Source organism: Synechococcus sp. RedBA-s, assembly GCF_024345495.1.
GTDB lineage: Bacteria > Cyanobacteriota > Cyanobacteriia > PCC-6307 > Cyanobiaceae > Regnicoccus_A.
Map to the genome: position 1 here is coordinate 1 of NZ_JAGQBF010000032.1, position 24,072 is coordinate 24,072.

Sequence of the window (24,072 nt, forward strand, 5' to 3'; positions counted from 1 at the left end):
CTGAAGCGGGGCGTGCGGGCGGGGGGACGTCCCGGCTGGAAGCGGGGCCTGTCGCCATCGGGTCGAGTGAAGCGGGGTGCGCCGAAGCTGGGGCGGCGGCCCTGATCACGCCCCTCGGGCCGACTCTCGCCGCGGCCTTCGGGGCGGCCTTCAGGGCGGCCTTCAGGCCGGCCTGCTGGGCGGCGCTCTGGCCTGCCCTCGAAGCGACCCTCAGGCTTGCGGCCCGCTCCGGGGCGCTGGTCGTCGAAACGCCGCGCCGCGGGGCGGGCGCCAATCACGCGGGCGGGGCGGGCGCTGGGTCGGCCCTCCCCCTGGGGGCGCTGGAAACCCTCACGCCGGGGGCGATCCTCCCGGCTGTCGCGCTCAGCGCCATAGCCGGAGCTGCCGCCCGAGCCACCGCCAGTGCCTCCACCGGAGCCACCGCCGGTGCCGCTGCTGCCGCGCCATTCGGGGCGGGGTCCGCCGAAGCGGGAGGGTTTGCCTGCCCTGGCCCCTCCGGACGGGCGATCTCCGGAACCGGCACCCTTGGGCCTGCGGCCCTCAAAACGTTGGCTCATGGGTTACTCGGTCAAGGGGTCAGAAAGGTCGGTCTCGTCCAGATGATCCAGAAGCTGGGCAAGCCGCTCGGGATTCCGCAAAAAGAGCCAGCCCACCATTGTCTCAAATCCCGTGGCCCGGCCGTAGCTTGCTGGATCACCGCCGCGAGGGCCCCGGCCGGCTCGGTTGCGGCCGCGGCGCACCAGTTCCCGCTCCCGCTCATCCAGCAGAGGCTCCAGCTGCTGCAGCGCCCGGGCCTGGGCCCGGGCCCGCACCCGGGCCACCACCGCCTGGTGCAGCTCATCGGGGCGGCCCGGCTGCTGGCAGTGGCTCAGCCGCTGGTGCAGTTCCCAGACCGCATCCCCCAGCCAGGCGAGCTGGAGGGCGCCGAGGCTCTCCAGCCGCTGGGGATCGCGGGGACCGGGCTGGATCTGGCGCAACCAGGCCCGGCCGTCGGGATCAGGGTTTGGCAAGGGCGGCCAGGGCCGTGCTGAGGTCGGGCTGGAGGTGCAGAAACTTCTCCAGCCGCACCAGTTTCACCGTCTGGATCACGCGGGCATTCCCGACCATCACAAAGGCCACCTTGGCATCGGCGCACTGTTTGGCCAGCTGCACCAGCACCCCCAGTCCGGAGGAATCGATGAAATCGATGTGGGTGAGATCCAGCAGCATCGCCCGCTTGTCGCTGCCGCGCTGCTCGCTGACGAAGTCGCGAAACTGCTTGTCGGAGTAGGCGTCGAGCTGGCCGGTGAAGCTGAACAGCAGGCAATCGTCCCGTCGCTCGAAGCCGCCCCGCAGGGATACGGTCAACCGGTGCAGTTCAGGAATCGTTCCAGCCCTCGCGGGGAATGAAGAGGCTGAAGTGTAAGCACGTCTCAGAGCGGTATCCACTCAGCCCTGATCGTCAGGGTCGCCGCTCCGCCATCAGGCGCGTGAAGCGGCCGAAATGGTGATCCGCGTCGTGGGGGCCGGGGCTGGCCTCGGGGTGGTACTGCACGCCAAACACCGGTTGATGGCGATGGCGCAGGGCCGCCACGGTGCGGTCGTTGAGGTTGTGATGGGTGATCTCCACCAGCTCCTCGGGCAGTGAGCCGGCCTCGAGCGCGAAGCCGTGGTTCTGGCTAGTGATCTCCACCAGGCCCTCGCCGCCGCAGGGATGGTTCAGGCCGCGGTGGCCGTAGCCCAGCTTGAAGGTGCTGCCGCCCAGGGCCAGACCGAGGATCTGGTGGCCCAGGCAGATGCCGAACACCGGCAGATCGGCCCGTGCCAGCAGGTCTCTGGCCAGGGTGATGCCCTCGGCCACCGCCGCTGGATCGCCCGGGCCGTTGGAGAGGAACACCCCCTCCGGCCCATGGGCCAGCACCTCGGCGAGGCTGCTGCTGGCGGGCAGCACTGTGACCGTGCAGCCATGGGCCGTGAGCCGCTCGAGGATCGCCCGCTTGATGCCGAAATCAATGGCTACCACCTGATAGGGCCGCTGCGGCGAGGGTTGCGGGCGCTGATCGAAGCCGGTAGCGCTGAGCTTCCGCCAGGGATAGGCGCTGGCGGTGCTCACCCGCGCCGCCAGGTTGAGCCCCTCCATCGAGGGGCTGCGGCGCACCAGCTCCAGCAGCTCGACGGGGCTGCTGCCATCACTGCTGATCACCCCGTTCATGGCCCCCCGCTCGCGTAGGTGACGCACCAGGGCACGGGTGTCGACACCGGCGATGCCCACCACCCCGTGGGAGGCCAGCCAGCTGGGCAGGTCGCCCTGGCTGCGCCAGCTGCTGGGGCAGGGCGCCAGCTGGCGGGCGATGACGCCGCGCACATGGGGGGCCTCGGCCTCCTGATCCTCCGGATTGACGCCGGTGTTGCCCAGTTCCGGATAGGTGAAGGTCACCAGCTGACCGGAGTAGCTGGGATCGGTCATCACCTCCTGATAGCCCGTCATGCCGGTGTTGAAGACCACCTCGCCGACGGCGGTGCCCCGGGCCCCGAAGGCCATGCCCCGCAGCAGGGTGCCATCCGCCAGCACCAGCAGCGCCTCGCTGCTGGCCAGTGGGGTGGGGCTGGCCGAAGCTGGGGCTGCAGCGCTCAAGGGGGGTCAATCGAGTGAATCGATCATCCCCCAGGCGGCGCTCAGCTGGCTGATGGCCCTGCCTGCAGGGCGGCCCTGAGCTGCTCCAGTCGCTGCCAGGGAGTCTCGCCACGGAGGGCTACGCGGGCCTGCTCCAGGCCATCCGCCACCGAATCGGCCTGCCCGGCGGCCCAGAGCACCAGGGCCGTGTTCAGGGCCACCACGTCCTGTTGGGGGGTGCTGCCCTGCCCGCGCAATACGGCTTCGAGGATGCGGCGGTTGGTGTCGAGATCCCCACCGGCCAGGGCCGAGAGGGGGGCCAGCTCCAGCCCCAGCTGCTCGGGGTCGATCTCCAGGGAGCTCACCGTGCCCCCCTCCACCAGCCGCAGCTGATTGACGCCCGCCAAAGAAGCCTCATCGAGGCCGCCGTGGCCATGGACCACCACCGCCCGCTCCAGCCCGAGCAGGGAGAGGGCCTCGGCCATCGGCTCCAGCAATTCCGCTTTGGCCACCCCCAGCACCTGCGCTTCCGGCCGCAGGGGATTCACCAGCGGCCCCAGCAAGTTGAAGACGGTGCGTACCCCCAGGCGCCGACGCACCGGGGCGAGATCCACCAGGGCCGGATGCCAGCCCGGCGCAAACAGGAAGGTGACCCCGCTGCTGGGCAGGGCGGCCACCACCGTCTGGGGGTCGGCCCTGAGGTTGAGGCCGATCGCTTCGAGCACGTCGGCGGAGCCCACCTTGCCGCTGGCACTGCGGTTGCCGTGCTTGGCCACCGTGGCGCCACAGGCGGCGGCCACGAAGGCCACGGCGGTGGAGATGTTGAAGGTGTCGGCCCCATCGCCGCCGGTGCCGCAGGTGTCGACCAGCTTCAGGGCCGGACGCTCAACGGGCAGGCAGGAGGCCGCGCGCAGCACCCGTGCCATCGCCGCCAGTTCCTCGCCGCTCACCCCCTTGCTGCGCAGGGCCGCCAGCAGGGCACCGGTGAGCTCGGGCTCCAGGAGTCCCCCCAGCCAGCCCTGCATCAGGGCCGTGGCCTGGGGCTCCGAGAGGGCCTGGCCCTGCAGCAGCTGCTCCAACAGGGTCGGCCAGGGGGAGGGAGCAGCCATCGGTGCCAGGGAACAGCAGAAGGAATCCGTTCAGATTGTCAACCCTCGGTGGAGGAGGTGTCGAAGCCGCTGCCCACCGCCTCGGCGCCCACCACTGCTCCGGGCCGGTAGCCCTGGGCCCAGATGGCGCGGGTGCGGCGCTGCAGCTCCTCCAGGCTCAGGCCCCAGAGCCGCAGGGTCTTGCTGAGGTCGTCCTGGAGATCCTCGGCACCGGGAAAGCCGTCGTAGCGGTTCAGCAGCCGGGCCAGGTCCGTCAGCTGGCCGTCGCTCGGTTGCTGGGCCGCCAGCAGGCCGTCCACCAGCTCCCTGTCGGTGGCATAGAGGGGATGGGCCTGGGAGTGGGCGGCGGAGCCGTCGGACGGGGCCATGGGGCGAATCCTTAGGTTGGAAGCATCTGCTCCGCATCATGGCCGCCATCCGTCTGGGCCTGATCTGGCGCTACCTCCGCCCCCACCGGCGCGAGGTCTACCTCGGTGTCGCCGCCCTGGTGGTGGTGAACCTGCTGAGCGTCAGCATTCCGCTGCTGGTTAGGGGGGTCATCGACGACCTCCAGGACGGCTTCTCCTCTTCGCTGCTGCTGCGTCACGCCGGCGTGATCGTGCTGCTGGCCTCCGTGATGGCGGCCGCCCGTCAGCTCTCGCGCATGCTGGTGTTCGGTGTGGGCCGCCAGGTGGAGGCCAACCTGCGCCAGCGCCTGTTTGATCACATGCTGCGCCAGGAGCCGGGCTGGGTGCAGATCACCGGCAGCGGTGAGGTGATCAGCCGCTCCACCAGCGATGTGGAGAACGTGCGCCGGCTGCTGGGGTTCGCCGTGCTCAGCCTCACCAACACCGGCCTGGCCTATGCCCTCACCCTGCCGGCGATGCTGGCGATTGACCCCGGCCTCACCCTGGCGGCGGTGGGGCTCTACCCGGTGATGCTGGTGGTGGTGCGCCTGTTCGGCGGGCGGATGATGCGCCAGCAGCGGCGCCAGCAGGAGGCCCTCGGCAGCCTCAGCGACCTGATCCAGGAGGACCTCTCCGGCATCAGCGCCATCAAGATCTACGGGCAGGAGGACCACGAGCAGGGGGCCTTCTCCCGTCGCAATGGGGTCTACCGCGACGCGGCGCTGTCGCTGGCCCGCACCCGCAGCACTCTCTTCCCGCTGCTGGAAGGCATCTCCTCCATCAGCCTGTTGCTGCTGCTGGCCCTGGGCAGCGGCCAGCTGGAAAGCGGCCGGCTCAGCATCGGCAACCTGGTGGCCCTGATCCTGTTCGTGGAGCGGCTGGTGTTCCCCACCGCCCTGCTGGGCTTCACCCTCAACACCTTCCAGACCGGCCAGGTGAGCCTGGAGCGGGTGGAAGAGCTGCTGGCTCGGCAGCCGAGGGTGGAGTCCCCGGCCATGCCCCAGGCGCCGGCCACGGTGGCGCGCGGGGCGGTGGAGGCCCGGGGGCTGAGCATCCGCTACGACGGTGCTCAGCGCGAGGCCCTCCAGGACGTGAGCTTCCAGCTGCGGCCCGGCGAGCTGGTGGCGCTGGTGGGGCCTGTGGGCTGCGGCAAGACCACCCTGGCCCGGGCCCTGGGGCGCATGGTGGAAGTGCCGGGCGGGCAGCTGTTCCTCGATGGGGTCGATGTCACGGCCCTCTCCCTCGATGATCTTCGCCGCCAGGTGGCCCTGGTGCCCCAGGAGGGCTACCTGTTCACCGCCAGCCTCGCCGACAACCTCCGCTACGGCGACCCGGAGGCCGACGAGGCCCGGGTGGAAGCGGCGGCCGAGCAGGCCCGCCTGGCAGGCGACATCCGCGGTTTCCCCGATGGCTATCAGACCCTGGTGGGGGAGCGGGGCATCACCCTCAGCGGCGGCCAGCGCCAGCGGGCGGCCCTGGGCCGGGCGCTGCTGGTGTCAGCCCCACTGCTGGTGCTCGATGACGCCCTGGCCAGCGTGGACAACAACACGGCCGCAGCGATTCTCGATTCGATCCGCGCCGAAAAGGGTCGCACGATTCTGATGATCAGCCACCAGCTCTCGGCCGCCGCCGCCTGTGACAAGGTGCTGGTGATGGAAGACGGCCGTCTGGTGCAGCAGGGGCATCACCAGGAGCTAGTGGCCATACCAGGCACCTACCGGCGTCTTTGGGAGCGGGAGCAGGCGCAGGAGCGGCTGCAGCAGGTGGCCTGATTCGCACGAGTTGTTGATCAGCACAGACAAGCCCGCGCCGAGGGGCTTAGCTGAGGCAGTTCCCGTGAGGACGATGGAGAACCCCAAGGGCTACAACCTGCGCTGCACCCTCACCTTCGGCGACATCTACGGCCAGGTCCTGGTGTGGATGGTGGTGATCTTCGTGAGCCTGGCGGCGGGCCTGGCACTGATGGGCTCCAGCAAGCCGATCTTCGCCCTGGTGGGGGTGGGGGTGATCCTGGTGCTCTCGCTGCCCTTCCTGCTCTTCGCCTTCACCACTACCCTGCTCAACCACATCGCCCTGGAGCCCGCTCCGGCCACGGAGCGCGTTGCTTAGGCTCTGAGCCTCGGCAGGACAGCGGTGTTCGGACTCTTTAACCAGGCCCCAGTCGCGGCCAAGGGCAGGATCGTCTCGGCTGAGGAGGCCCTGCCCGGGCGCGACACGCCCCTGGCCACAGCCCGCACACACGTGGTGCTGGGCACCCCCCTGCAGGCGCCCTTGCTCGTTGGTCAGGAGGAGGCCTTCTTCGGCTGTGGGTGCTTCTGGGGAGCGGAGAAGGGCTTCTGGCGTCTGCCCGGTGTGATCACCACCGCCGTGGGCTACTGCGGAGGCCACACCCCCAACCCCACCTACGAGGAGGTCTGCTCCGGCCGCACCGGCCACACCGAAGCGGTGCGGGTGGTCTGGGACACCGAGCAGGTGAGCTTCGCCGATCTGCTCAAGCTGTTCTGGGAATGCCACGACCCCACCCAGGGCATGGCCCAGGGCAACGACCGCGGCAGCCAGTACCGCTCGGCGATCGTCACCACCACCGAGGCCCAAACCGTGCTCGCCCGCGCCAGCCGCGACCACTACCAGCAGCAGCTCAGCGCCGCCGGCTTTCCGGAGATCACCACCGACCTGCTGAGCGGCCAGCCCTTCTATTTCGCCGAAACCCACCACCAGCAGTACCTGGCCCGCCCCGGCAGCCGCCCTTACTGCTCCGCCCGCCCCAGCGGCGTGCGCCTCACCCCGTTCCCCGGCGCCAGCTTCCAGCTGCCCGAGGCGGTCTGGAACCAATACGACTGGAGCATTCAGCACTGTGTGCTGCGCAGCTCCAACGAGCCGATTCAGGTCTGAGGCGAGGCTCCGGCTGCTGTGTTGTTGCTGGCCCTGGCGTCACGCAGCATCAGAGCCATCCGCTGAAGCAGTTTCCAGCCGATCACGCCGTTAGCCTCCACGAGCGGCCTGAAATCCCAGTAGGTGAGTCCCCAGCAGTCGAGGCGGCTGCTGGCCGTGATCGTCGCCATCCGCGGGCCCTCGTCGATCAGGGCGATTTCGCCGAAAAAATCCCCCTGCCGGAGGATCGAATGGGGCCGGCCCTGAATTTGGACGCTGGCCTCGCCCGCTTCGATCACGTAGAAGGCCGCGCCGCCTGAGCCCTCCTGGATGATCGTTTCCCCGGCCTCGAAATCCCGTTCCTTGAACAGCAGGGCGATCTGAGCGATCTCGTCGCGGTCGAGATCATGGAACAGGGGGACGCGCTCGAGCACATCGATCGGGGCACCGCGCATTCAGGATCCGGCTGTGGTGATTGCCCGGCACTGAAGCAGATGGAGCGTGCCGCGCTCGAAGGCCCACTCCAGATCGCGTCCGGGCCCGAACACCTCTTCGCAGCGGCCGGCCAGGCGGTTCAGGGCCTCCAGCTGGCTCTCGTCGAGGCAGAAACGCTCCACCAGCTCGGCAGGAAGTTCCTCCTCCACGGTGCCGCCGCCGGCCACAGGACGGATCGCCACCGTCTTGTACCCCGCCTGGCGCTCGAGCACCTGGCCCTGGCGGCTCAGGCAGATGTGGTCGGGGATCACCAGCCCCGCCACCACCGCCTCCCCCAGACCCCAGCTCGCCTCGATCACCCGTTCATCGGCGCCGCTGATGGGATTGCGCGTGAACAGCACGCCGGCCGTGTCGGGGGCCAGCAGCTTCTGCACCACCACCCCCACGCTCGGTCGCGAGAACAGCCCCACCTTCTTGCGGTAGGTGATGGCGGCGTCGGAATTCGCTGACCACCAGATCTCGCGCAGGGCCTCCGCCAGCTCGCCCACCGAGGGCACATTGAGGAGGGTCTGGTGCTGGCCGGCAAAACTGGCGGCGGCTCCGTCCTCGTCGATGGCGGAGGAGCGCACTGCCAGTGGCCCCGCCAACGGTGCCACCTCCCGCAACAGTTCGGCGATGGCGGCGTCATCGCCGGCGGCCACCGCGTCCACGAACCCTCCGGAGAGGGCGAATCCCGGGGGCACCGGCAGGCCATCCCGCATGGCCTGACCCAGGCTCACGGCCTTGGCGCCGAAGGCCGCCAGGTCGCTGGCCTGCTCAAGCGCGACGACCCCACTCACGGCAGCACCGTGACCTCGCCGGCCCTGCCGTCGACCCGCACCCGCTGCCCGTCGCTCAGGCGCCGGGTGGCTTCGCGGGTTCCCACCACTCCCGGGATTCCGTACTCCCTCGCCACGATCGCCGAGTGGGACAGCAGGCCGCCCCTGTCGGTCACGATCCCGCCGAGCAGGGGCAGCAGGATGTTGAAGGCCTCTGTGGTCGATTGGGTCACGAGCACGTCGCCCTTCTGGATGCGATCGAACTCTGAGGGATGTGACACCCGCCGGACCGGGCCCTCGTAGACGCCGGGACTGGCGGCCAGGCCCCGCAGCAGGTGCTGCTCGTGCTTCGCCTCGGAACTGCCGAACAGGGCCTGCAGGGCCAGGCCACTGGCCTGCATCATCCGCGCGGCGGCTGGTGGCAGGCTGGAGGGATCCGGCGGGGGCGGGGGCGTGGGTCCCAAGCTGGGGGGAGCCTCGTGTGCATCGTGGGCCCCGCGGTAGGCGGCCCGCTCCGCGAGCTCATCGGCCGACGGAGCGCCATCAGCCGAGGGCGTGGCGGCTCCCAGCAGGGCGAGCATCTCCGTGAAGCCGGCATCGACGATGTGGCCTGGATCGTGCAGCAGCCCCCTCTCTGCCAGGCGGCGTCCAGCCGCCAGGGCGGCCCGGCGCATCAGTCCCGACGCCCAGATGTCGCTGAACACGCCCCGTTCATCGCGGATCGGGTACATGAGCCGGGCTTCGGCCAGCAGCTCATCGAAGGCGACTTGGTGGGCTTCGGGGACCCGGGCGCGCACCTCGGCCGTGCGATCGGCGCCGCCGGCCGTGGATCCTGCCGCCAGGGCAGCGCGGATGGCCCGCAGCAGCACGTCGGGTAATTCCAGGGCACAGGGGTTGGTGATGTCGAAGCCATCGAGCAGGCGATAGCCCACCAGATCGAGATAGTCGCCCATCGCCCGGCCCGTGCGTCCATCGAGCGACCGCAGGGCCGCGATCGCGGCGCCGGAATCATGGCTGCTCGCCAACGACTCCAAGGCCTGGGGATCCTGTTCCAGGGCGGCGATCAGCTCGGCCAGCTCATGGGACGCCCCGGCCGACACCGGCGAGGTGCCGCGCATCAGGCCCAGCAGCTCGGCCGCGGGCAGCCCGGTCCAGGCTCCGGCGTGGGCCAGGAAGTCGCCGATGGAAACAATGGCGGCCGCTGTGTAGCGCATGTGCTGAGCCAGCATCGCGGCGTGGTGGTCGCGGCAGCGCTGCAGGTACCCGGCCAGGTCGTTGTCGCTGAGGGCGTCCGGATCCACCGCCTGGATCTGCCGGTGGGCCGCGATCGCCGCCGGCTTCACGGTCTCGTTCCACTCCTGCAGCTGCTGACGCCAGAACGTCTGAGCGAACACCTCCTCGGCGCGTCGGAAGCGTTCGGGCAGGTCGGATTCGGCCAGAGGTGTGACCCGCCGGTAGGCGAAGCCATGCACGTAGGCCATCTCCAGGGCCTCGAATAGCAAGCCGTAGGCACGGGCGAAGTCGGCGGTGCCGCGGCGGAACGCCGCCGGATGGATCTCCCTCCAGTAGCGGCTCACCGGCCGGGGAAAGTGAACGGGATCGAGCTCCCAGTACCCGTCTCCCGGTGCCGCGAAGACAAGCTCACTGAAGGGTGCTTGAGACATCGGCGAACCCGGTGGATCGAGTGAACGCTTCAGTCTCACCCAGCCATGAGCCCTTCATACCGGTGGCGCCACCAGGAGCAACGGTGGCTGCTCGCTGGCCGCAGAATCAAGGTCATGGAACTCCACGCCGACCTCGCCCAGCGGGTGGTGCTCGACACCACAGCACTCCCCTGGACCCCATCGCCGCTGGCCGGCGTGGAGCGACGGATGCTGGATCGGCTGGGTGGGGAGGTGGCCCGCGCCACCTCCATCGTGCGTTATGCGCCAGGCAGCCGGTTCGAGCGTCACAGCCATGGGGGCGGCGAGGAGATCCTGGTGCTGGAGGGCACGTTCTCCGATGAGCAGGGCGACTATCCAACCGGCACCTACCTGCGCAACCCGGCTGGCTCCGCCCATGCCCCCTTCAGCCAGGACGGTTGCACCCTCCTGGTGAAGCTGCATCAGATGCATCCGGCCGATCAGCAGCGCGTGGTGATCAACACTCCCTGCAGCCCCTGGGTGCCAGGCCTGGTGGCTGGCTTGCAGGTGATGCAGCTGCACGCCTTCGGCTCCGAACATGTGGCCCTGGTGCGCTGGTCGCCGGGCACGTGTTTCCAGCCCCATGGGCATTCTGGCGGCGAAGAAATCTTTGTGTTGGATGGAGTCTTTCAGGACGAGCACGGCAATTACGGTGCCGGCAGTTGGCTGCGCAATCCCCACGGCAGTCAACACCGGCCCTGGAGTGAGGCTGGCTGCACGATCTGGGTGAAGACCGGACACCTGCCGTTCACTCTGGGCCCTGATGGCTCGGGCGTCTGAATCTGGAATCTGCGGGTATGAAGAACAGCCAGGTCCTCATCACGGGCGGTTCGTCCTGCTCATTGGTTGGTTGATCCCGATCCAGAGGATGGTTGGCTGCCTTGACAATCTCCCTGTGGATCCAAGGCAGTATTTTTCTTGAAGAGGCTCCCCATCAGCCGTTCAGGTTCTTCAGGGCCTGAGGAGGTCTGAATGGATTCCAGTTTGTTTGGATGCTGCACTGCCAACCCCTTGGCCTTCTGCATTCAGGTGCAGCAGGTGATGGTCGGTGTCGGTTTCACGGCCTCTGCACCACTCCCGGCATGTCAACGAAGCGCAGCGGAACAATCTTCATGGGGGCAACGTGCTTACGCTGGCCTCAGGAGTGGATCCACCACCATGCCCCCCCGATCTCGCTGGCTCCTGCTGAGCGTGCTCACCGGCTTGCTCTCGATGGTCGTGCCATGGGGTGTTGTGCCAGAAGCCTCAAGCGCCAGTGGTCTTGGTCCCAGCCCGGTTTTAGCCCAGGGGGAGCCCTCGGCCATCGACGACCTGGCGGCACGATGCCGAGCACGGATCAAAGCCTCGGATTGGCAGGGTGCCGTTCAGGCTTGCAGTCTGGCGATCGAGAAGACTCCGACGCTCACGACCCTCTGGATCGACCGCTGTCAGGCACATCTTGAGCTTGCCAAGGTGAGCGCGGCGCTGGCTGATTGTCAGCAAGCCATCAAGCTGGACCCTGACAATTCAGAAGCCTATCTGCGCCTTGCCGACGTGAAGGCCGCTTCCGTGCCTGTGGATTATCGCAGCGTCCTTGACGACTACGCCAAAGCCATCAGGCTTGATCCGAAGAATGCAGCGGCCTACAACAACCGTGGGGTCACACGAAACTCTCTCAAGGATTACCGAGGAGCCCTGGCTGACTACAACAAAGCGATCGAGTTGGACTCAGGCGATGCCCTCTATTCTTTCAACCGCGGTGAAACACTTTTTCTCCTAGGACAACGTGATCTGGCTTGCTCCAGCTTTCGCCAGGGCCAGGCTCTGAAGCCTGACTTCAAGCTGATTTCGCCAGATTTTGACGCCACCTATCTCAAGGCCTGCAGCCAGATCAAGGAGCCCGTCCAAGCCCCCTGAACCGAACCGGGCAGTCGTTTGTGGGAGACACTCCAGCACATGTTTATGCTTCAGTCAGCATGATGGCTCGATACGTCCTATCCAGAGTTGGTGCTGCCTGTCTTGGTGCTGCTGCCCTTGGCGTGACAATAGTTGATACGGCCGTGATGGCAGCTCCATGCCTGTCTCGGGCGAAGGGACCCACGGTCGGATCCTTTGGGTTCGACTGGCTCCAGCCCAGCTCAGCTGCCTGCACGCGACTTCAGCCAGAAAGCATCAGTCAGTTTCGCACCTGTACCCATCAGACAAGCGGCACTTTTGGCCTCAAGGATCCGGCATTTGCCTGCAGGAGATCCGAGCATAGTGAAGTTCTGATCTACGTCGACAAAGCCACCTGTGAGCGGAATCTCGAGGTGATGAAGTCGAATGGTCCTTGACGATCCAGCTCGCACTCAGAGCCGCTTCAGCAAGGCCCCGAAAAGACCCGTTTGAAGCCGGTGTACTGCCTTGCCCAAGCGTTTGCATCAGCGTCGAGTTCCCATTGCTGGTTGAAAGGAACCACAAACTCCTGGGCATCAGCTTGAAGCATCTCAAAGCAAGCCTCATGCTCAGCACCAGGCTGCACAGGCGCCAACAGCTCCTCCAGGCTGCGAAAGTAGATTGGAAAAAGGAGCTGATCGTAAAGACAATGTGCCCCAGAACAAGCGCAATGGGTCTTCACCTTGTTCTTTATCGCTTCGGCCTGATCTCGACGCCACTCACGCTGACGGCAAAGTGCTGCCACCGCCCAGCGAGAGCGCCACGATGGCCGGCCGATCAGGGATCATGTGGTCTGACAGCTGAGGTCCCCAAGCAGCTTCCGGTTGCCCTTCACGAGCCGGGCGCGTTGATGGGGAATTTCTTTCATTCACTGCTTTCGTCAGCCCATGAACGTTCTGTTGTTCCTGCTCGTGGGCGTGGTCGCCGGATGGATGGCGGGTGGGCTGGTCATGCACCTGGTAGCTGGGATCCTCGGTGCCCTGATCGGTGGCCTGGCGCTGGCGGGCTTGGGTCCCTCGCTTGGCGGTGCGCTCCTTGACAGCGTCATCAAGGCGGCGATTGGCGCTGGGCTGGCGGTCCTGTTGTTGCGGCTGATCAAGCGGTCCTAAGCGTGTTCTGGAGTGTTGTGCCAGCTTGGAGTTGGGCACGCACCACGCGCTGCCCAGCCACTGGCTGCACGAGCAGGAGGTTGTCCCATGCATGTTCATTCACTGGATCTACCCGAAGCCCTGACCCTGCTCGACTTGGAGCAGCTACCTGAGGATTTCGGCGAGCTTTCACGTCAGGTGGCCTGGCATCAGCCCGCCACCCAGCCATGGGGCGAATCCGAGACCCTGGCTTATCGGGTGGTCTGGCAGGCCGTGGAGCAGCAGATCGAGCACCCCGCTGAGTCCCTCAGCGGTTGAGGCCTTCCATCCGCCAGGTCACGAAACTGCCCACCGGGCTCCAGAGCAGGAAGGGGATCAGCAGCAGCGCCGCCGGCCGCGACAGCGGCAGCACCACCACCGCCAGAGCCACTCCCCAGGCCCAGCCGGCCAGGCCGATCACAGTGCCGTTGCGCAGGGTCCGGCTGCGGCAGATCAACCAGGTGTAGCTCTGCACCAGCAGCACCAGCCCCAGGTAGCCGGCCATCAGCGCCAGGCTGGTGCTGGCCTGCCACACCAGCAGCGCCGACGCATAGAAACAGAGGTAGATCGCCAGCCAGATCGCCGGGATCCAGCGCTCGAAGGTCAGCCAGCGGGGGCGTCGCAGGTGGAGAAACCAGCGGAAGTCGTCTCCGGAGGGGTTGAGCAGGGCTCCAACCGCCACGAGCACCGCCAGGATCACCAGGGCTGCCACCATCGCCAGTCCGTGCATGGATCCCCAGGCTGATCTGGCGAGGGGCACCACGGCCGCGTTTCCTCCTGTGCCGTCATCAATCCCTACCCCGGGAAGGTTCTGCCCATGGCCAGTCCCATCAGTCTCCACCGCTTGCTGCGGGAGCGCCGCTCCGGCCTTGATGAGGCTCTGGCCATCTTCGATGCGTTGCCACCGGTGGATCCGGCCATGCTCTGGGGCCGCTGGCAGGGCAGCGAGATCCGCAGCGGCCATCGGATGGAGGGCTGGTTGGAGGTCTGCGGCTGGTATGGCAAGGAGTTTCTCGATGCCGAGACCGTGCATCCGCTGCTGATGCGCATCGGCACGGGCGACCCTTTCCCGATCCGGTCGCTGCCGGGGGCGCTGGAGTTGGCCCGCTGCGTCTCCCCCCAGGCCTTCACCTTGCCGGGGCCGCTGCTGCGCCTGTCGCTGCTGCTGCTGCGCACCCGGCGTTCCCAGGCACGCCTGCGGCGCATGGAGGTGCGCGGTGTGGTCAGCGCCACGATGCTCTACGACCATCTGCCGGTGCATGACGCCTTCCGCCGCGTCGACGACGACACCGTGCTCGGGCTGATGCAGGCGAAGGGGGACCCCAGGCCCTACCTGTTCCTGCTGGAGCGTCGTCTTTGACGACTGGGTTACGTTGTCGCCAAGCCGCTGAGGGCAGTTGATGCTGGAGGTGGCCCTGGCGATGCTGGAGCGCGACGGCAGCTGGTTGGTGCAGCTCCGTGATGACATCCCCGGCATCGTCTCCCCAGGGACCTGGGGCCTCTTCGGAGGCCACCTCGACCCTGGCGAGAGCCCGGATCAGGCCCTCAAGCGTGAGCTGCTGGAGGAAATCAACTGGTGCTCAGGGGACCTTCCCTTCTGGTTCCGCCACAGCACCTCGCAACGGATTGCCCACTTCTTTCGCTCCAGCCTGCCGCTGCCTCTGGAGGACCTTCAGCTGCTGGAGGGTCAGGACATGGTCCTGGCTGGCCTTGAGGAGCTGGCCACAGGCCAGGTCTGGAGCCCGAAGCTGCAGCAGGCCCGGCCCCTCGCCCCCTCCCTGCAGCTGGCGCTGGAGGCCCTGCGCCGGACCCCATGACCGCGGTTGATCCTTACCTTGAGCTGCAGGCCGTGGAGGCCTACCTGGGGACCCGCCGGGTGTTCGACAACCTCAGCCTGCGCCTGCACCGGGGGCAGAACAGCGTGATCCTGGGGCCGAACGGGGCCGGCAAGAGCGCCCTGATCAAGCTGCTCAGCCGTGAGATCTATCCCGTGGTCAAGCCAGGCTCACACCTGCGTCTGTTCGGCCGGGAAACAGTCAACCTCTGGGACCTCCGCGCCCGCATCGGCCTGGTCTCCCGCGACCTCCAGGCTGGCTACGTGGGCGCGGTGCCGGCCGCTGATGTGGTGCTCTCGGGCTTCTTCGGTTCGGTGGGGATCGGCCCCAGCCAGCACCCCAACGCCGGCCAACGCCAGCGGGTGCGCGAACTGATGCTTCGGCTGCAGCTGGAGGACCTGGCCGATCGCCCCTACCGCCAGCTCTCCGATGGCCAGCGCCAGCGCCTGCTGCTGGCGCGCGCCCTGGTGCACGATCCCCAGGTGCTGGTGCTGGATGAACCCACCACCGGCCTCGATCTGCGCGCCAAATACCAGCTGCTGCAGATTCTGCGCGAACTGGCCCAGGCCGGCACCACCCTGCTGCTGGTCACCCACCAGATCGAGGCGATCATCCCTGAGATCAGTCGTTGTCTGCTGCTGAGCCAGGGGGCGCTGGTGGCTGATGGCCCGACGGACGAGCTGCTGGCCGCTGGCCCCCTCAGTGAGCTGTTCGGCATGCCGCTGCAGGTGTTCAGCGCCGGTGGGTTCCGCCAGGTGCTGCCGGCCTCTGCCCGTGAGCAGGGCCTCACCCAGCCTCACGGCTCCTGGCGTTCCCCATGAGGCTGGGGCAAACTCACACCAGGCAGGTCATGGGCATGGCGTTGACCAAGCAGCAGCACCGCAGGCCGCGCTGGCTTGGGCTTCTGGCCATGGCGCCGCTGCTGGGCTTTCCCTTTGCCGGCGCCGCTGGGGCGATGTCCTCGCCCTGGTGGGAGAACTACGAGGTGCGTGAAACCTTTCTCTGCAATGACACCAACCAGGTGGTGGTGGAGCGCAATGACGCCCAGGCTTCGCTGCTGGCCGGGCGCTCCCGCACCACCCTTTTCCGCGAAGACTCGCCGCTGCCCGGCCTGCGCTACGGCACCGACCGCCTGCGCCTGATCCTGCGCGGGGATGAACTCACCCTCGAGCGGCTGCCGCAGCGCCTGCTCTGTCTGCGCACCGATCAGGTCTGATGGCATGACCCCCCTCTCCGATCGCACGGTGCTGTTGCTGATGGCCATCACCCTCGGGGCGGTGGCGGCCCTGGTGTTCTGGAGCGTGCGGCTGCAGCCGGCCCCCGAGACCCCGCTGCTCTGGAAGGAGAGCCCTGGCCGTAGCGCGCCTGCCGCCCCGGCGACCCAGCCGAAAGGCACCCTGCTCTGACTCCCTTGGCATCTCCCGACGACGGCCACGAGAGCAAACGACAGCTCCACCCCCTGCCCAAGGGGCTGGTGGAGCTCTACGGCCTGCTGGCGGTGCTGTTCGTGCTGGTGCCCGAGTGGATGGCCGGTGGCGCGATGCGCTCGATCCCCGGGGTGCACCAGGGCAACCCCCTGCCGGTCACGGCCAGTGCCTGGCGCCGGCTGCCGGAGTTGCGTCTGGCGGCCCTGAACCTGGCCCAGCTGCGCCAGCTGGCGCGGCGCCTGCGCCTCTGGGGCTACGCCAGCGACAGCCGCGAGCGGCTCACCCTGCGGATCCTGAGACGGCTCAAACGGATGCGCGCCTGGGAGGCGTTGCTGCCGCGGGGGCTGTGATAGCTTCCATTTCGCCGGGGCGTAGCGCAGCTTGGTAGCGCACCACTTTGGGGTAGTGGGGGTCGTGGGTTCAAATCCCGCCGCTCCGATTCTTTAACCGTTCATTTCTTCTTCGCCGGCTTCCCCAGCCGGTTTTTTTGTGTCTTCAGCCGCCAACAGAGCCTGCAGCGACGAGCGGCTGCTGTCCTGGCCGAGCCGGCCGCCAAGCTCCAGCCAGTGCTGCCAGCCTTCGCTTTGCCGGCTCTCGATCCAGTGGCTGAGTTGGGGAAAGGAGGCGCTGGGGCTGGTGCCGAGCACGTCCTCGAGCGCCGCGGTCATCACCTGCAGGTCGTGCATGTCGCCGAGGATGTCCTGGGCCTGCTTGAGGTCGCTGAGCCAGGGGCTGAAGGCTGGATCGAGGTAGGGCTCCAGGTTCTCGAGGCCATAGCGCACCGCCTTGATCCGCTTGCGCAGTCCATGCAGGGCCGGATCAGCAGGATCAGCGCTGAACCAGCCCGGTTCAAGAAACAGCCCCGCCGCCGCCTGGGTGCGCCACTCCCCCAGCCAGGGCTGCAGGGGCCGCTCCCCCAGGCTGGTGAAGCGGGGATGGTCCTGCCAGCGGTGCAGGCGCTCCAGCAGCTTCAGGTAACGGTGGCCGCGCAGGGACTCCGCCAGTCCCTCGAAGGCCCGGCGGCGATCGCGGCTCAGCTGCTTCATGGCGGGTCGCAGCGCCCTGGCCTCACGCTCCGGCAGCGACGGCAGCAGCCCGCTCTCCAGGCGCTCGCGCAGTACATCGAGATCGCGGCAGAGCCCTGTGCGCCGGGCCACACGGGCAATGCGGCGCTCGCTGATGCCATCGGGCAGGGTCAGGGCCGGCTGGAATTGCACCAGGGCGGTGCGCAGCCGCCGCAGGCTCACCCGCAGCTGATGCAGGGGTTCGGGATCGGCATCGGCCAGCACCTCGGGCTGCAGACGCCCCAGCCGCCGGGTCTGCTTCTGGATCAGCTGGGCGGCGTGGCTGCCGTTGCTGATGCCCTCCGGGGCCGGCAGCGATGGCGTATCAAACCGATCAGAGCCTTGGTTCCCGGCTGGTTCCATGGTCTTGGCTGCTCGCAGACTCCATTCTCCCGTCGGTCCGCCCAGGCCCCCGGTTTTCAGCGGGGCAGGGGGCGCTTGAGCTGCTGGAAGCTGCGGCCCAGGGCTTGGCCGACCGTCAGACCCACCGGCAGATCGCCGGCGAAGGAGCTGCCCAGGACATGGCGGTAGAGCTTGGTTTCCACCAGCCGGTAGGTGGTCTCCGGCAGGGGGATCGCCCCGGCGGCCTTGACGATCTCGGGACCCTGTCGCACGAAGGCCGTGACGAACCGCTGCAGCTCAGGGCGCTTGAGCAGCTGCTCGTTGTTGATGTATAGAAAAAGAGGACGGGAGAAGGGGAGGTAGCGTTCCTTCTGCACGGTCTCAATGGAAGGACGCACGGCCCCTTTGGGACCCTTCACCGCCAGTGATCGGATGCGATTGCGATTGGCGGCGTAATAGCTGAAGCCGAAGTAACCCAGGGACTGCAGGTCTTTGGCCACGCATTTCACCAGCATGTTGTCGTCTTCACTGCTGGTGTAGTCGCTTCTGGAGTTATCGGCCTGGCCGCTCACCGCCTTATTGAAGTAATCGAAGGTGCCGGAATCCTTGTCAGGACCGCAGAGTGTGATCGGTCGTGCCGGCCAGGCACTGTTCACCTGATTCCAGGTCTTGATGCGGCCCTGGGCTCGGCGATTCCAGAGACGGCCCAGCTCTGCGGGGGAGACCTCCGTGGCCCAGGTGTTGCGAGGATTCACCGCCACGGTGAGGGCATCGAAGGCGATCGGCAGCTCGATGAAGCGGATCCCCTTGGCTTCACAGGCCTTGATCTCCTGGCTGTTGATCGGCCTTGAGGCATTGCTGATGGCCACGGCCCCGGAGCAGAACGCACGGAAGCCAGCGGTGGTGCCGGTTTCCTTGAGCTCGAAGCGCACATCCCGACCGGCGGAGCTCTGGCGGAAGCGGCGGATGGCTAGGGCGGTGATCGGGAAGACGGTGCTCGATCCACTGATGCGGATCACCCCCTGGCTGCTCTGGGCCAGAGCTGAGCTGGGAGCACCCAACGTCGGCAGAAGGGCCAGGGCGGCCAGAGCGTTCAGCAGCCGAGCTCCCGGGCCCAAAGGCGAACGCAGTGGCTTCAGCTTCGAGCTCATGGAGTGGTTGCCATTCAGTCCACTCTGGGGGCCGAAGGCCTGCCTTTCCGTTAAAGCGGGGTTAGGGCTGGGTTGTGATCGCCACTACCCATAGGCTGCCTGCCACGGCGTTCGGACGTAGGGGCAATGGATCCTGGCTGCAGTGGCGAGCCCGCCTTTGATGACCGGCTGGGTGATCAGCCGCCTGACCAGTGGGCTGAGCTGGTGCGTCAGCGGCGCCGCTGGTTCTGGGGGGAGGGCTATCCGCTGGTGCGGATGTTGCAGCGCTTCCTGCTCGAGGCGCCGGAACTGGCCGAGAGCCTCGGCTACTCCGACACCGACTGCCTGTTTCGGGAGGGGTATGGCCTTGATCTGGTGATCGGCGCGGAGGGCGTGCGATCGCTGGAGTCGCTGCTGGGGGCCGGCTCCCCATCCCGGCCAAGGCAGCGGCAGTCGGCCCGGGCCTGCGCCTGCTGCGGCCAGTCCTTCCTGGCCGGGCGAAGGGATGCCCGCTACTGCTGCAATCGCTGCCGCGCGCGGGCCAGCCGGGAGCGGCGACGGCCCTAGGGTTCGGCGGATTTGTCGGCTGCTGTGGGGACGAGGGATCACGGTCAGCCCGGGCTTGATCTGCGGCCGGGAGAGAGAGCCCTGGTGGCTGGGCTTCTGCTTCACTCCCTGCTGGTGGGGGCGGTGCTGATCTTCACGCTCACCGCGGCGAATGCTCTGTTCGTCTCCACGGTCGGACCCTCCGGCCTTGCCTACGTCTACCTGGCGGTGGCGGCGGTCGGTCCGCTCAGTAGCGCCGCCATGCTGAGTCTGGGGCGGCGGCTCTCCCAGCGCCGTACCTGGCGCCTGCAGCTTCTGGTGGTGACCCTGGTGCCGCTGGCGCTGCGCTGGTTTCTGGCCTGGGGGGATCAGGCCACGGCGGCCTTTGCCCTGCTGGTCTGGTATCGGCTGGCCGAGATCCTGCTCAATCTGGAGTTCTGGGGCCTGGCGGCCACCCTGCTCCACGTGCGTCAGGCCAAACGGTTGTACGGCCTGATCGGCTCAGGCGAAGTGGTGGCCCTGGTTGTCGGTGGCTTCACCCTGCCGCTGCTGGTGTCCTGGATCGGCAGCGACAACATCATCCTGCTGGCCGCTGGTGCCAGCGCCCTTTGTCTCCCCCTTCTCGGCTGGATCCAGCGGCAGGCCCGATCGGCGGAGCCCGACGTCATTGCCACCCCCTCGGTGGATTCGCCCCTGCCACCCGCCGCGACCCGGGCCCCAAGCTCCTTCCTTCCGCTGGTGTTCGGCCTCTTTCTGGCCTCGGTGCTGATGCGCTACCTCGTAGATCAGAGCTTTCTGGTGGTGGCCCACGAACGATTCACCAGCGCCAATGAGCTCACCGCCTTTCTCGGGGTGTTCTATGCCTGCGCGGGTGTGGCCACCCTGGTGCTTCGCGGCGGCGTCTCGGCTCCATGGCTCGCCCGCTTCGGCCTCGGGGGCGGCCTGACGATCCTGCCGGCCAGCCTCGCCACGGCAGTACTGGTAGCTGTCGGATCCGCCCTGGGGGCGCTTCCGGGTGCCTTGCTGTTCCCGGCGATCGCGGGGACGAAATTCTTCGATCGCTCCCTGCGCCTGTCGATCGATCGGTCCGCAGTCCTGCTGCTGTTTCAACCCCTCGGGGCGCTGCAACGGGTGCGGGTTCAGACCCTGGCGGAGGGGGTCGTCAGTCCCCTGGGGGCTGGGCTGGCCGGTTTGTTGCTACTGGCCATCGGCCGGATCTGGCCCAATCAGCTGGGGGTTCTGCCCACTGTGATGCTGGGCCTGCTGTTGCTCTGGTTGCTGCTGGCCCAGCTGCTGCGCCAGCAGTATCCGCTGGTGCTGGCCGGGGCGTTGCAAGGGCGCACCCTGGCCGGGGGCTTGGTGTCGATCCAGGAGCCAGCCACCCGGGATGTGCTGATCAAGGCCCTCCAGTGGCCCGCAGCGGCCCCGGTGCTCCAGGCCATCGAGCAGCTGGGCCACTCGGACCCGGAGTTCATCATCGAGCGCGCCGACAGCCTGCTGCTCCATCCGGCGGCGGAAGTGCGCCATGCGGTTCTTGTGCGGCTGGAGGAAGTCAGCGATGAGGCCCCCATCGAGCTGATCGAGCGTCTGGCCAACTCGGATTCCGATGGCGAGGTGCGCGGAGCGGCGCTGCGGGTGCTGGCAGCCCACGACGAAGAGCGGATTCTCGAGGTCTATGGCTCGATTCTGGCCGGCCGTTCGGCTCCGGAGCGAACGGGGATGATCGTCGGTCTGCTGCGACACGGAAGCCTGGAGGGGCTGCTGCTCGCGGCCCGAGCCCTCAACGACCTCCTGCAGAGCGTCGATCCCCTCTGCCGTGTCCAGGCCGCGCGGGTGTTGGCGGACGTGGGAGGCAGAAATCTCTACCGCCCCCTGGTGACGCTGCTGAACGATCCGGACCGCAGGGTGCGCACGGCGGCGCTCGAGGCCGCGGCAACGCTGATCAACCGCCGCCTGCTGCCCCACGTGATCGATCGGCTAGGCGATCCGGGATGCCGTGGCGCCGCGACCCGGGCCCTGCTGGCGGCCGGGGAGGAAGGGTTAGCGCGGCTGCTCGAGGAACTCCAAACCCTTCCCCCCGGAAGCGGGACGGAGAAGCTGATCCTGGGGGTGCTGGGGCGGTTCCGCCACCCCGGCGCCTGGTCGGTGCTGGTGCAACGGATGGCGGAGCGGGATCCGGCGCTGCGTCATGCGGCCCTGGCTGCCCTGGCCTCATCGGGCTATCAGGTCGCTCAGCCAGAGCGCCGGCTGGTGGAGGGTCGCCTGCAGGAGGAGGTGCGCTTCGGCGCCTGGTTGCTGGCGGCCCTGGCGGATCTCGAGGAGCGACCGCTGCATCCAGTGCTGTCCTCGGCCTTCGGCCAGGAGCTGGATCGGGTTCGCCAGAGGTTGCTGCTGCTGTTGAGCTTTCTGCATCCCGGTCGTGCCCTCCGCCAGGTGAGGCTGCGCTATTGGACCGGCTCGACGCGGGAGCAGGCCTTGGCCCTGGAACTGCTGGAGTCGACGATCCCTCCACAGCATCTGGACCCCACCATGCCCTTGCTGGATCGGCACTCATCCGCGGAGGCCCTGGCCCTGCTGCACGAGAAGTACCGTCCCACCGTGTCGCCTGAGTCGTGCGGCTGGTTGCTGGCGATCATGGGAGGTGGCCATGGGCTCCCCGGCGACGGTTGGTTGCTGACCTGCGCCCTCTACAGCCTGGCGTTCCATCCGCAGGCGTTCCACTCCGATGGTCGGGTCCTGGAGGCCATTGCGGTGGCTCAATCCTCGACCAACCCGATGGTGGCGGAGACCGCTCGCTACACCGCCCGATCCTTTCTCCCGAATTCAGGCTCTGCCGTCATGACCAGGACATCTCTGACGATCGAGAAGGTGCTGCTGCTCACGTCGGTAGGAATCTTCTCGTCCACGCCCAGTGATGTGCTCGTGCAACTGGCCCAGGCCATCGATGAGGTGTGCTTGGCGGCGGGGGACACCCTGTTCAGCCTTGGCGACATCGGCACGGCGATGTACGTGATCGTGGAGGGACGCATGCGCGTTCACATCGACGACCAGACCATCGTGGAACTGGGCGAACGGGAGATTGTCGGCGAGTTGGCGGCGCTGGACCCTGAGCCCCGCTCGGCCTCGGTGAGCGCGCTTGTGCCCAGTCGCCTGTTTCGTATTGAGCAGGAAACCCTGTTGGATCTGATGACGGATCAACCGGAGATCGTCCGAGGGGTGATTCGCGAGTTGGCGCGAAGGATTCGCCGGAGCAACCAGCGGGAGGGCGTCATCGAGCATGGGGCCGCAGCCTGAGTGAACTGACGCCGGCAGTGAGGACGACGCCTAGGTCAGGATCCTGTTCCGAATGATTTGAGGAACCAGAGGATTTCGCCTGCATCCCAGCCCAGTTCGTCAAACTTCTTCACCACCACCTCATCGGAGCCCTCCATCAGAGTCCGGGCGAAACACCTCACCAGAGAGGCGCTCGAGAACTCCATGCCCCTGGAGGCAGCAGCCGCCACCACGTCATCGGCGCTGGTGGCCATTTTGACGGTGCGCTGCAGATCTTCGTCGCTGCGCAGGCACTCCATGAACTGATGGATGACATCGTCTGTTGGCATGGCTCTTGAGCGCTCTGTTTAGAATCCCTCAATTTAACTCATTTTATGACCCCCCTCCCCCTCAGGCGAGTCGACCACGGCAGAAGCGTCCCCATTTCACGAACTTTGGCAGCCAGGAGCTGAGGCCCTGGCTGTTGGAGTGGGCGCGGGACTGCGGGGCTTTCTTTGTTCCTCCAGCCTGGCTGGTTCGCCACCGATCCCAAGAAGCCGGACTGAGGTGGTCTGGGTTTTCTGGACAGGTCCCATCGTTAACCTCTGAGGCGGGGCACCGCCCCTGAAAGGGGCTCCCACCCATGAGTAAACGCCGCACACACAGCCCCGAGTTCAAGGCCAGGGTCGCCATGGAGGCGATCAGTGGTCGCAAGACGCTCCAGGAGATTGCCGCTGACCACGCGGTCCACCCGATCCAGGTGAGCCAATGGAAGAAGCAGCTCCTGGAGGGCGCCAGCGACCTGTTCACCCGGGGCAAGAAGACGCAGGTCAAGGACGAGAGCCAGGCCAAGGAGGCTGAGCTGTTCCAGCAGTACTGCTTCGCAGAAGCCTGACGGCTACGGCAAGCTCCAGATGGAGCTGGAGTGGCTGAAAAAAAAGTCTCAACTGCTCTGATGCCCGTGAACTGCGCAAACTGGTCGATCATGACCACCCTGAGCTCACGGTCAGCCGCCAGTGCGAGCTCCTCGGATTGCCACGATCGACCCTCTACTACAAGCCCGTGCCTGTCAATGAGTCCACCCTGCGGATCATGGCCAGGATCGATGCCTTGTACCTGGAGGATCCCACCACCGGCAGCCGGAGGATGGTGCAGTACCTGGCCAGAGAAGGAATCTCCATCAGCCGTGACCGTGTCCGAAACCTCATGCGGTGCATGGGTTTACGGGCGATCTATCAGAAGCCGCGCACCACGGTGCCAGGCGATACAGCGGAGAGATTTCCATGCCTGGTGGACCTCAATCAGGTCACGACAATCGATCAGGTATGGGCAACCGACATCACGTACATCCCGCTGCAGAAGGGCTTTTTGTACCTGGTGGCGGTGGTTGATCTCTTCTCCAGGCATGTGCTCAGCTGGAAACTCTCCAACAGCCTTGACACGGAGTTTTGCCTGGAGGCCCTGGAGATGGCCCTGGCCAGTGGCCGCAAGCCGCAGATCTTCCATTCCGATCAGGGCTGTCAGTTCACCTCTACGGCCTT

Annotated in this window: 29 protein-coding genes, 1 tRNA gene and 1 pseudogene; 18 read left to right on the forward strand and 13 right to left on the reverse strand. The window is 67.2% G+C overall.

Features of this window, described 5'->3' with window-relative positions; translation table 11 throughout:
• From KBY67_RS12170 to KBY67_RS12195, 6 genes and pseudogenes are all read right to left on the reverse strand, one after another.
• A pseudogene (locus KBY67_RS12170) lies at positions 1-557 on the reverse strand (hypothetical protein); the annotation flags it as partial.
• A 3-nt stretch (positions 558-560) separates the two neighbouring features.
• Positions 561-977, reverse strand: coding sequence for a ribonuclease III domain-containing protein (locus KBY67_RS12175; protein WP_255111346.1), 417 nt, complete (start codon positions 975-977; stop codon positions 561-563).
• Positions 978-996: 19 nt separating this feature from the next.
• Positions 997-1,347 carry an STAS domain-containing protein gene (locus KBY67_RS12180; RefSeq protein WP_255111316.1) on the reverse strand — a complete coding sequence of 117 codons (351 nt, stop codon included), beginning with the start codon at positions 1,345-1,347 and terminating at the stop codon, positions 997-999.
• A 94-nt stretch (positions 1,348-1,441) separates the two neighbouring features.
• Positions 1,442-2,614, reverse strand: coding sequence for a glutamine-hydrolyzing carbamoyl-phosphate synthase small subunit (gene carA / locus KBY67_RS12185; RefSeq protein WP_255111317.1), 1,173 nt, complete (start codon positions 2,612-2,614; stop codon positions 1,442-1,444).
• Positions 2,615-2,655: 41 nt separating this feature from the next.
• Positions 2,656-3,702: an anthranilate phosphoribosyltransferase gene (trpD, locus tag KBY67_RS12190; RefSeq protein ID WP_255111319.1), complete on the reverse strand. Its 1,047-nt coding sequence runs from the start codon at positions 3,700-3,702 to the stop codon at positions 2,656-2,658.
• A 38-nt stretch (positions 3,703-3,740) separates the two neighbouring features.
• Positions 3,741-4,070, reverse strand: a complete 330-nt coding sequence (locus KBY67_RS12195; RefSeq protein ID WP_255111320.1) for a DUF3288 family protein — start codon at positions 4,068-4,070, stop codon at positions 3,741-3,743.
• Positions 4,071-4,108: 38 nt separating this feature from the next.
• Between KBY67_RS12195 and KBY67_RS12200 the strand changes: the two genes are divergently transcribed.
• The 3 genes from KBY67_RS12200 (at position 4,109) to msrA (ending at position 6,980) form a co-directional block, all read left to right on the forward strand.
• Positions 4,109-5,860: an ABC transporter ATP-binding protein gene (locus KBY67_RS12200; RefSeq protein WP_255111322.1), complete on the forward strand. Its 1,752-nt coding sequence runs from the start codon at positions 4,109-4,111 to the stop codon at positions 5,858-5,860.
• Positions 5,861-5,933: 73 nt separating this feature from the next.
• Positions 5,934-6,197, forward strand: a complete 264-nt coding sequence (locus KBY67_RS12205) for a hypothetical protein (protein WP_255111347.1) — start codon at positions 5,934-5,936, stop codon at positions 6,195-6,197.
• 24 nt (positions 6,198-6,221) lie between these two features.
• Positions 6,222-6,980, forward strand: coding sequence for a peptide-methionine (S)-S-oxide reductase MsrA (msrA, locus tag KBY67_RS12210; protein WP_255111323.1), 759 nt, complete (start codon positions 6,222-6,224; stop codon positions 6,978-6,980).
• Here msrA and KBY67_RS12215 read toward each other — a convergent pair.
• Genes KBY67_RS12215 through KBY67_RS12225 form a run of 3 tightly spaced genes read right to left on the reverse strand, consistent with a single transcriptional unit; the run spans position 6,971 to position 9,876 of the window.
• Positions 6,971-7,414 carry a cyclic nucleotide-binding domain-containing protein gene (locus KBY67_RS12215; RefSeq protein ID WP_255111324.1) on the reverse strand — a complete coding sequence of 148 codons (444 nt, stop codon included), beginning with the start codon at positions 7,412-7,414 and terminating at the stop codon, positions 6,971-6,973. The two genes, msrA and KBY67_RS12215, sit on opposite strands and share 10 nt — an antisense overlap.
• On the reverse strand, positions 7,415-8,233 hold the full coding sequence (locus KBY67_RS12220; RefSeq protein ID WP_255111325.1) for a PEP/pyruvate-binding domain-containing protein: 819 nt from the start codon (positions 8,231-8,233) through the stop codon (positions 7,415-7,417). It lies immediately after the preceding gene.
• Positions 8,230-9,876: a PEP-utilizing enzyme gene (locus tag KBY67_RS12225; protein WP_255111326.1), complete on the reverse strand. Its 1,647-nt coding sequence runs from the start codon at positions 9,874-9,876 to the stop codon at positions 8,230-8,232. Before KBY67_RS12225 ends, KBY67_RS12220 begins: the two co-directional genes overlap by 4 nt.
• Before the next feature lie 114 nt (positions 9,877-9,990).
• On the opposite strand from KBY67_RS12225, the gene KBY67_RS12230 reads away from it, so the two are divergent.
• The 4 genes from KBY67_RS12230 to KBY67_RS12245 all read left to right on the forward strand — a co-directional run bounded on the left by KBY67_RS12230 (position 9,991) and on the right by KBY67_RS12245 (position 13,214).
• Positions 9,991-10,674: a cupin domain-containing protein gene (locus tag KBY67_RS12230; RefSeq protein ID WP_255111327.1), complete on the forward strand. Its 684-nt coding sequence runs from the start codon at positions 9,991-9,993 to the stop codon at positions 10,672-10,674.
• A 411-nt stretch (positions 10,675-11,085) separates the two neighbouring features.
• Entirely contained in the window at positions 11,086-11,790 is a 705-nt protein-coding gene (locus KBY67_RS12235; protein WP_255111328.1) for a tetratricopeptide repeat protein, read from the forward strand.
• A gap of 917 nt (positions 11,791-12,707) precedes the next feature.
• The gene (locus KBY67_RS12240) at positions 12,708-12,917 is read left to right on the forward strand and encodes a GlsB/YeaQ/YmgE family stress response membrane protein (RefSeq protein ID WP_255111330.1); all 210 of its coding nucleotides are present in this window, start codon (positions 12,708-12,710) and stop codon (positions 12,915-12,917) included.
• An 87-nt stretch (positions 12,918-13,004) separates the two neighbouring features.
• Entirely contained in the window at positions 13,005-13,214 is a 210-nt protein-coding gene (locus KBY67_RS12245; RefSeq protein WP_255111331.1) for a hypothetical protein, read from the forward strand.
• On the opposite strand, the gene KBY67_RS12250 is transcribed toward KBY67_RS12245, so the two are convergent.
• A complete protein-coding gene (locus tag KBY67_RS12250) occupies positions 13,204-13,698 on the reverse strand; it encodes a tryptophan-rich sensory protein (protein WP_255111332.1) in 495 nt (164 codons plus the stop codon). The two genes, KBY67_RS12245 and KBY67_RS12250, sit on opposite strands and share 11 nt — an antisense overlap.
• 54 nt (positions 13,699-13,752) lie before the next feature.
• Between KBY67_RS12250 and KBY67_RS12255 the strand changes: the two genes are divergently transcribed.
• The 7 genes from KBY67_RS12255 to KBY67_RS12285 all read left to right on the forward strand — a co-directional run bounded on the left by KBY67_RS12255 (position 13,753) and on the right by KBY67_RS12285 (position 16,636).
• The gene (locus KBY67_RS12255; protein WP_255111333.1) at positions 13,753-14,295 is read left to right on the forward strand and encodes a DUF4334 domain-containing protein; all 543 of its coding nucleotides are present in this window, start codon (positions 13,753-13,755) and stop codon (positions 14,293-14,295) included.
• Positions 14,296-14,335: 40 nt separating this feature from the next.
• Positions 14,336-14,752 carry an NUDIX hydrolase gene (locus KBY67_RS12260; RefSeq protein WP_255111334.1) on the forward strand — a complete coding sequence of 139 codons (417 nt, stop codon included), beginning with the start codon at positions 14,336-14,338 and terminating at the stop codon, positions 14,750-14,752.
• Positions 14,749-15,591: an ABC transporter ATP-binding protein gene (locus tag KBY67_RS12265; protein WP_255111336.1), complete on the forward strand. Its 843-nt coding sequence runs from the start codon at positions 14,749-14,751 to the stop codon at positions 15,589-15,591. The genes KBY67_RS12260 and KBY67_RS12265 overlap by 4 nt, the downstream gene beginning before the upstream one ends.
• A gap of 35 nt (positions 15,592-15,626) precedes the next feature.
• Positions 15,627-15,986, forward strand: coding sequence for a hypothetical protein (locus tag KBY67_RS12270; protein ID WP_255111337.1), 360 nt, complete (start codon positions 15,627-15,629; stop codon positions 15,984-15,986).
• A 4-nt stretch (positions 15,987-15,990) separates the two neighbouring features.
• On the forward strand, positions 15,991-16,176 hold the full coding sequence (locus tag KBY67_RS12275) for a hypothetical protein (RefSeq protein ID WP_255111338.1): 186 nt from the start codon (positions 15,991-15,993) through the stop codon (positions 16,174-16,176).
• Positions 16,177-16,181: 5 nt separating this feature from the next.
• Positions 16,182-16,547 carry a hypothetical protein gene (locus KBY67_RS12280; protein ID WP_255111339.1) on the forward strand — a complete coding sequence of 122 codons (366 nt, stop codon included), beginning with the start codon at positions 16,182-16,184 and terminating at the stop codon, positions 16,545-16,547.
• 15 nt (positions 16,548-16,562) lie between these two features.
• Positions 16,563-16,636, forward strand: a tRNA-Pro gene (locus KBY67_RS12285).
• Positions 16,637-16,640: 4 nt separating this feature from the next.
• Here KBY67_RS12285 and KBY67_RS12290 read toward each other — a convergent pair.
• Together KBY67_RS12290 and KBY67_RS12295 are read right to left on the reverse strand one after the other, a co-directional pair.
• On the reverse strand, positions 16,641-17,624 hold the full coding sequence (locus KBY67_RS12290; RefSeq protein WP_255111340.1) for a CHAD domain-containing protein: 984 nt from the start codon (positions 17,622-17,624) through the stop codon (positions 16,641-16,643).
• A gap of 56 nt (positions 17,625-17,680) precedes the next feature.
• Complete coding sequence (locus tag KBY67_RS12295) at positions 17,681-18,721, reverse strand: PstS family phosphate ABC transporter substrate-binding protein (RefSeq protein ID WP_255111341.1); 1,041 nt, start codon at positions 18,719-18,721, stop codon at positions 17,681-17,683.
• A 159-nt stretch (positions 18,722-18,880) separates the two neighbouring features.
• Between KBY67_RS12295 and KBY67_RS12300 the strand changes: the two genes are divergently transcribed.
• Both KBY67_RS12300 and KBY67_RS12305 read left to right on the forward strand, forming a co-directional pair.
• Positions 18,881-19,300, forward strand: coding sequence for a hypothetical protein (locus KBY67_RS12300; protein ID WP_255111342.1), 420 nt, complete (start codon positions 18,881-18,883; stop codon positions 19,298-19,300).
• An 84-nt stretch (positions 19,301-19,384) separates the two neighbouring features.
• Positions 19,385-22,573, forward strand: a complete 3,189-nt coding sequence (locus tag KBY67_RS12305; protein ID WP_255111343.1) for a cyclic nucleotide-binding domain-containing protein — start codon at positions 19,385-19,387, stop codon at positions 22,571-22,573.
• 35 nt (positions 22,574-22,608) lie between these two features.
• On the opposite strand, the gene KBY67_RS12310 is transcribed toward KBY67_RS12305, so the two are convergent.
• Positions 22,609-22,881 carry a Nif11 family protein gene (locus tag KBY67_RS12310; RefSeq protein ID WP_255111344.1) on the reverse strand — a complete coding sequence of 91 codons (273 nt, stop codon included), beginning with the start codon at positions 22,879-22,881 and terminating at the stop codon, positions 22,609-22,611.
• A gap of 293 nt (positions 22,882-23,174) precedes the next feature.
• Here KBY67_RS12310 and KBY67_RS12315 point away from each other — a divergent pair, with 293 nt between their 5' ends.
• On the forward strand, positions 23,175-23,426 hold the full coding sequence (locus KBY67_RS12315; protein ID WP_255111345.1) for a transposase: 252 nt from the start codon (positions 23,175-23,177) through the stop codon (positions 23,424-23,426).
• 80 nt (positions 23,427-23,506) lie between these two features.
• Positions 23,507-24,072, forward strand: a 566-nt coding sequence (locus tag KBY67_RS12320; protein WP_255111348.1) for an IS3 family transposase, incomplete at its 3' end; no start/stop codon positions are given.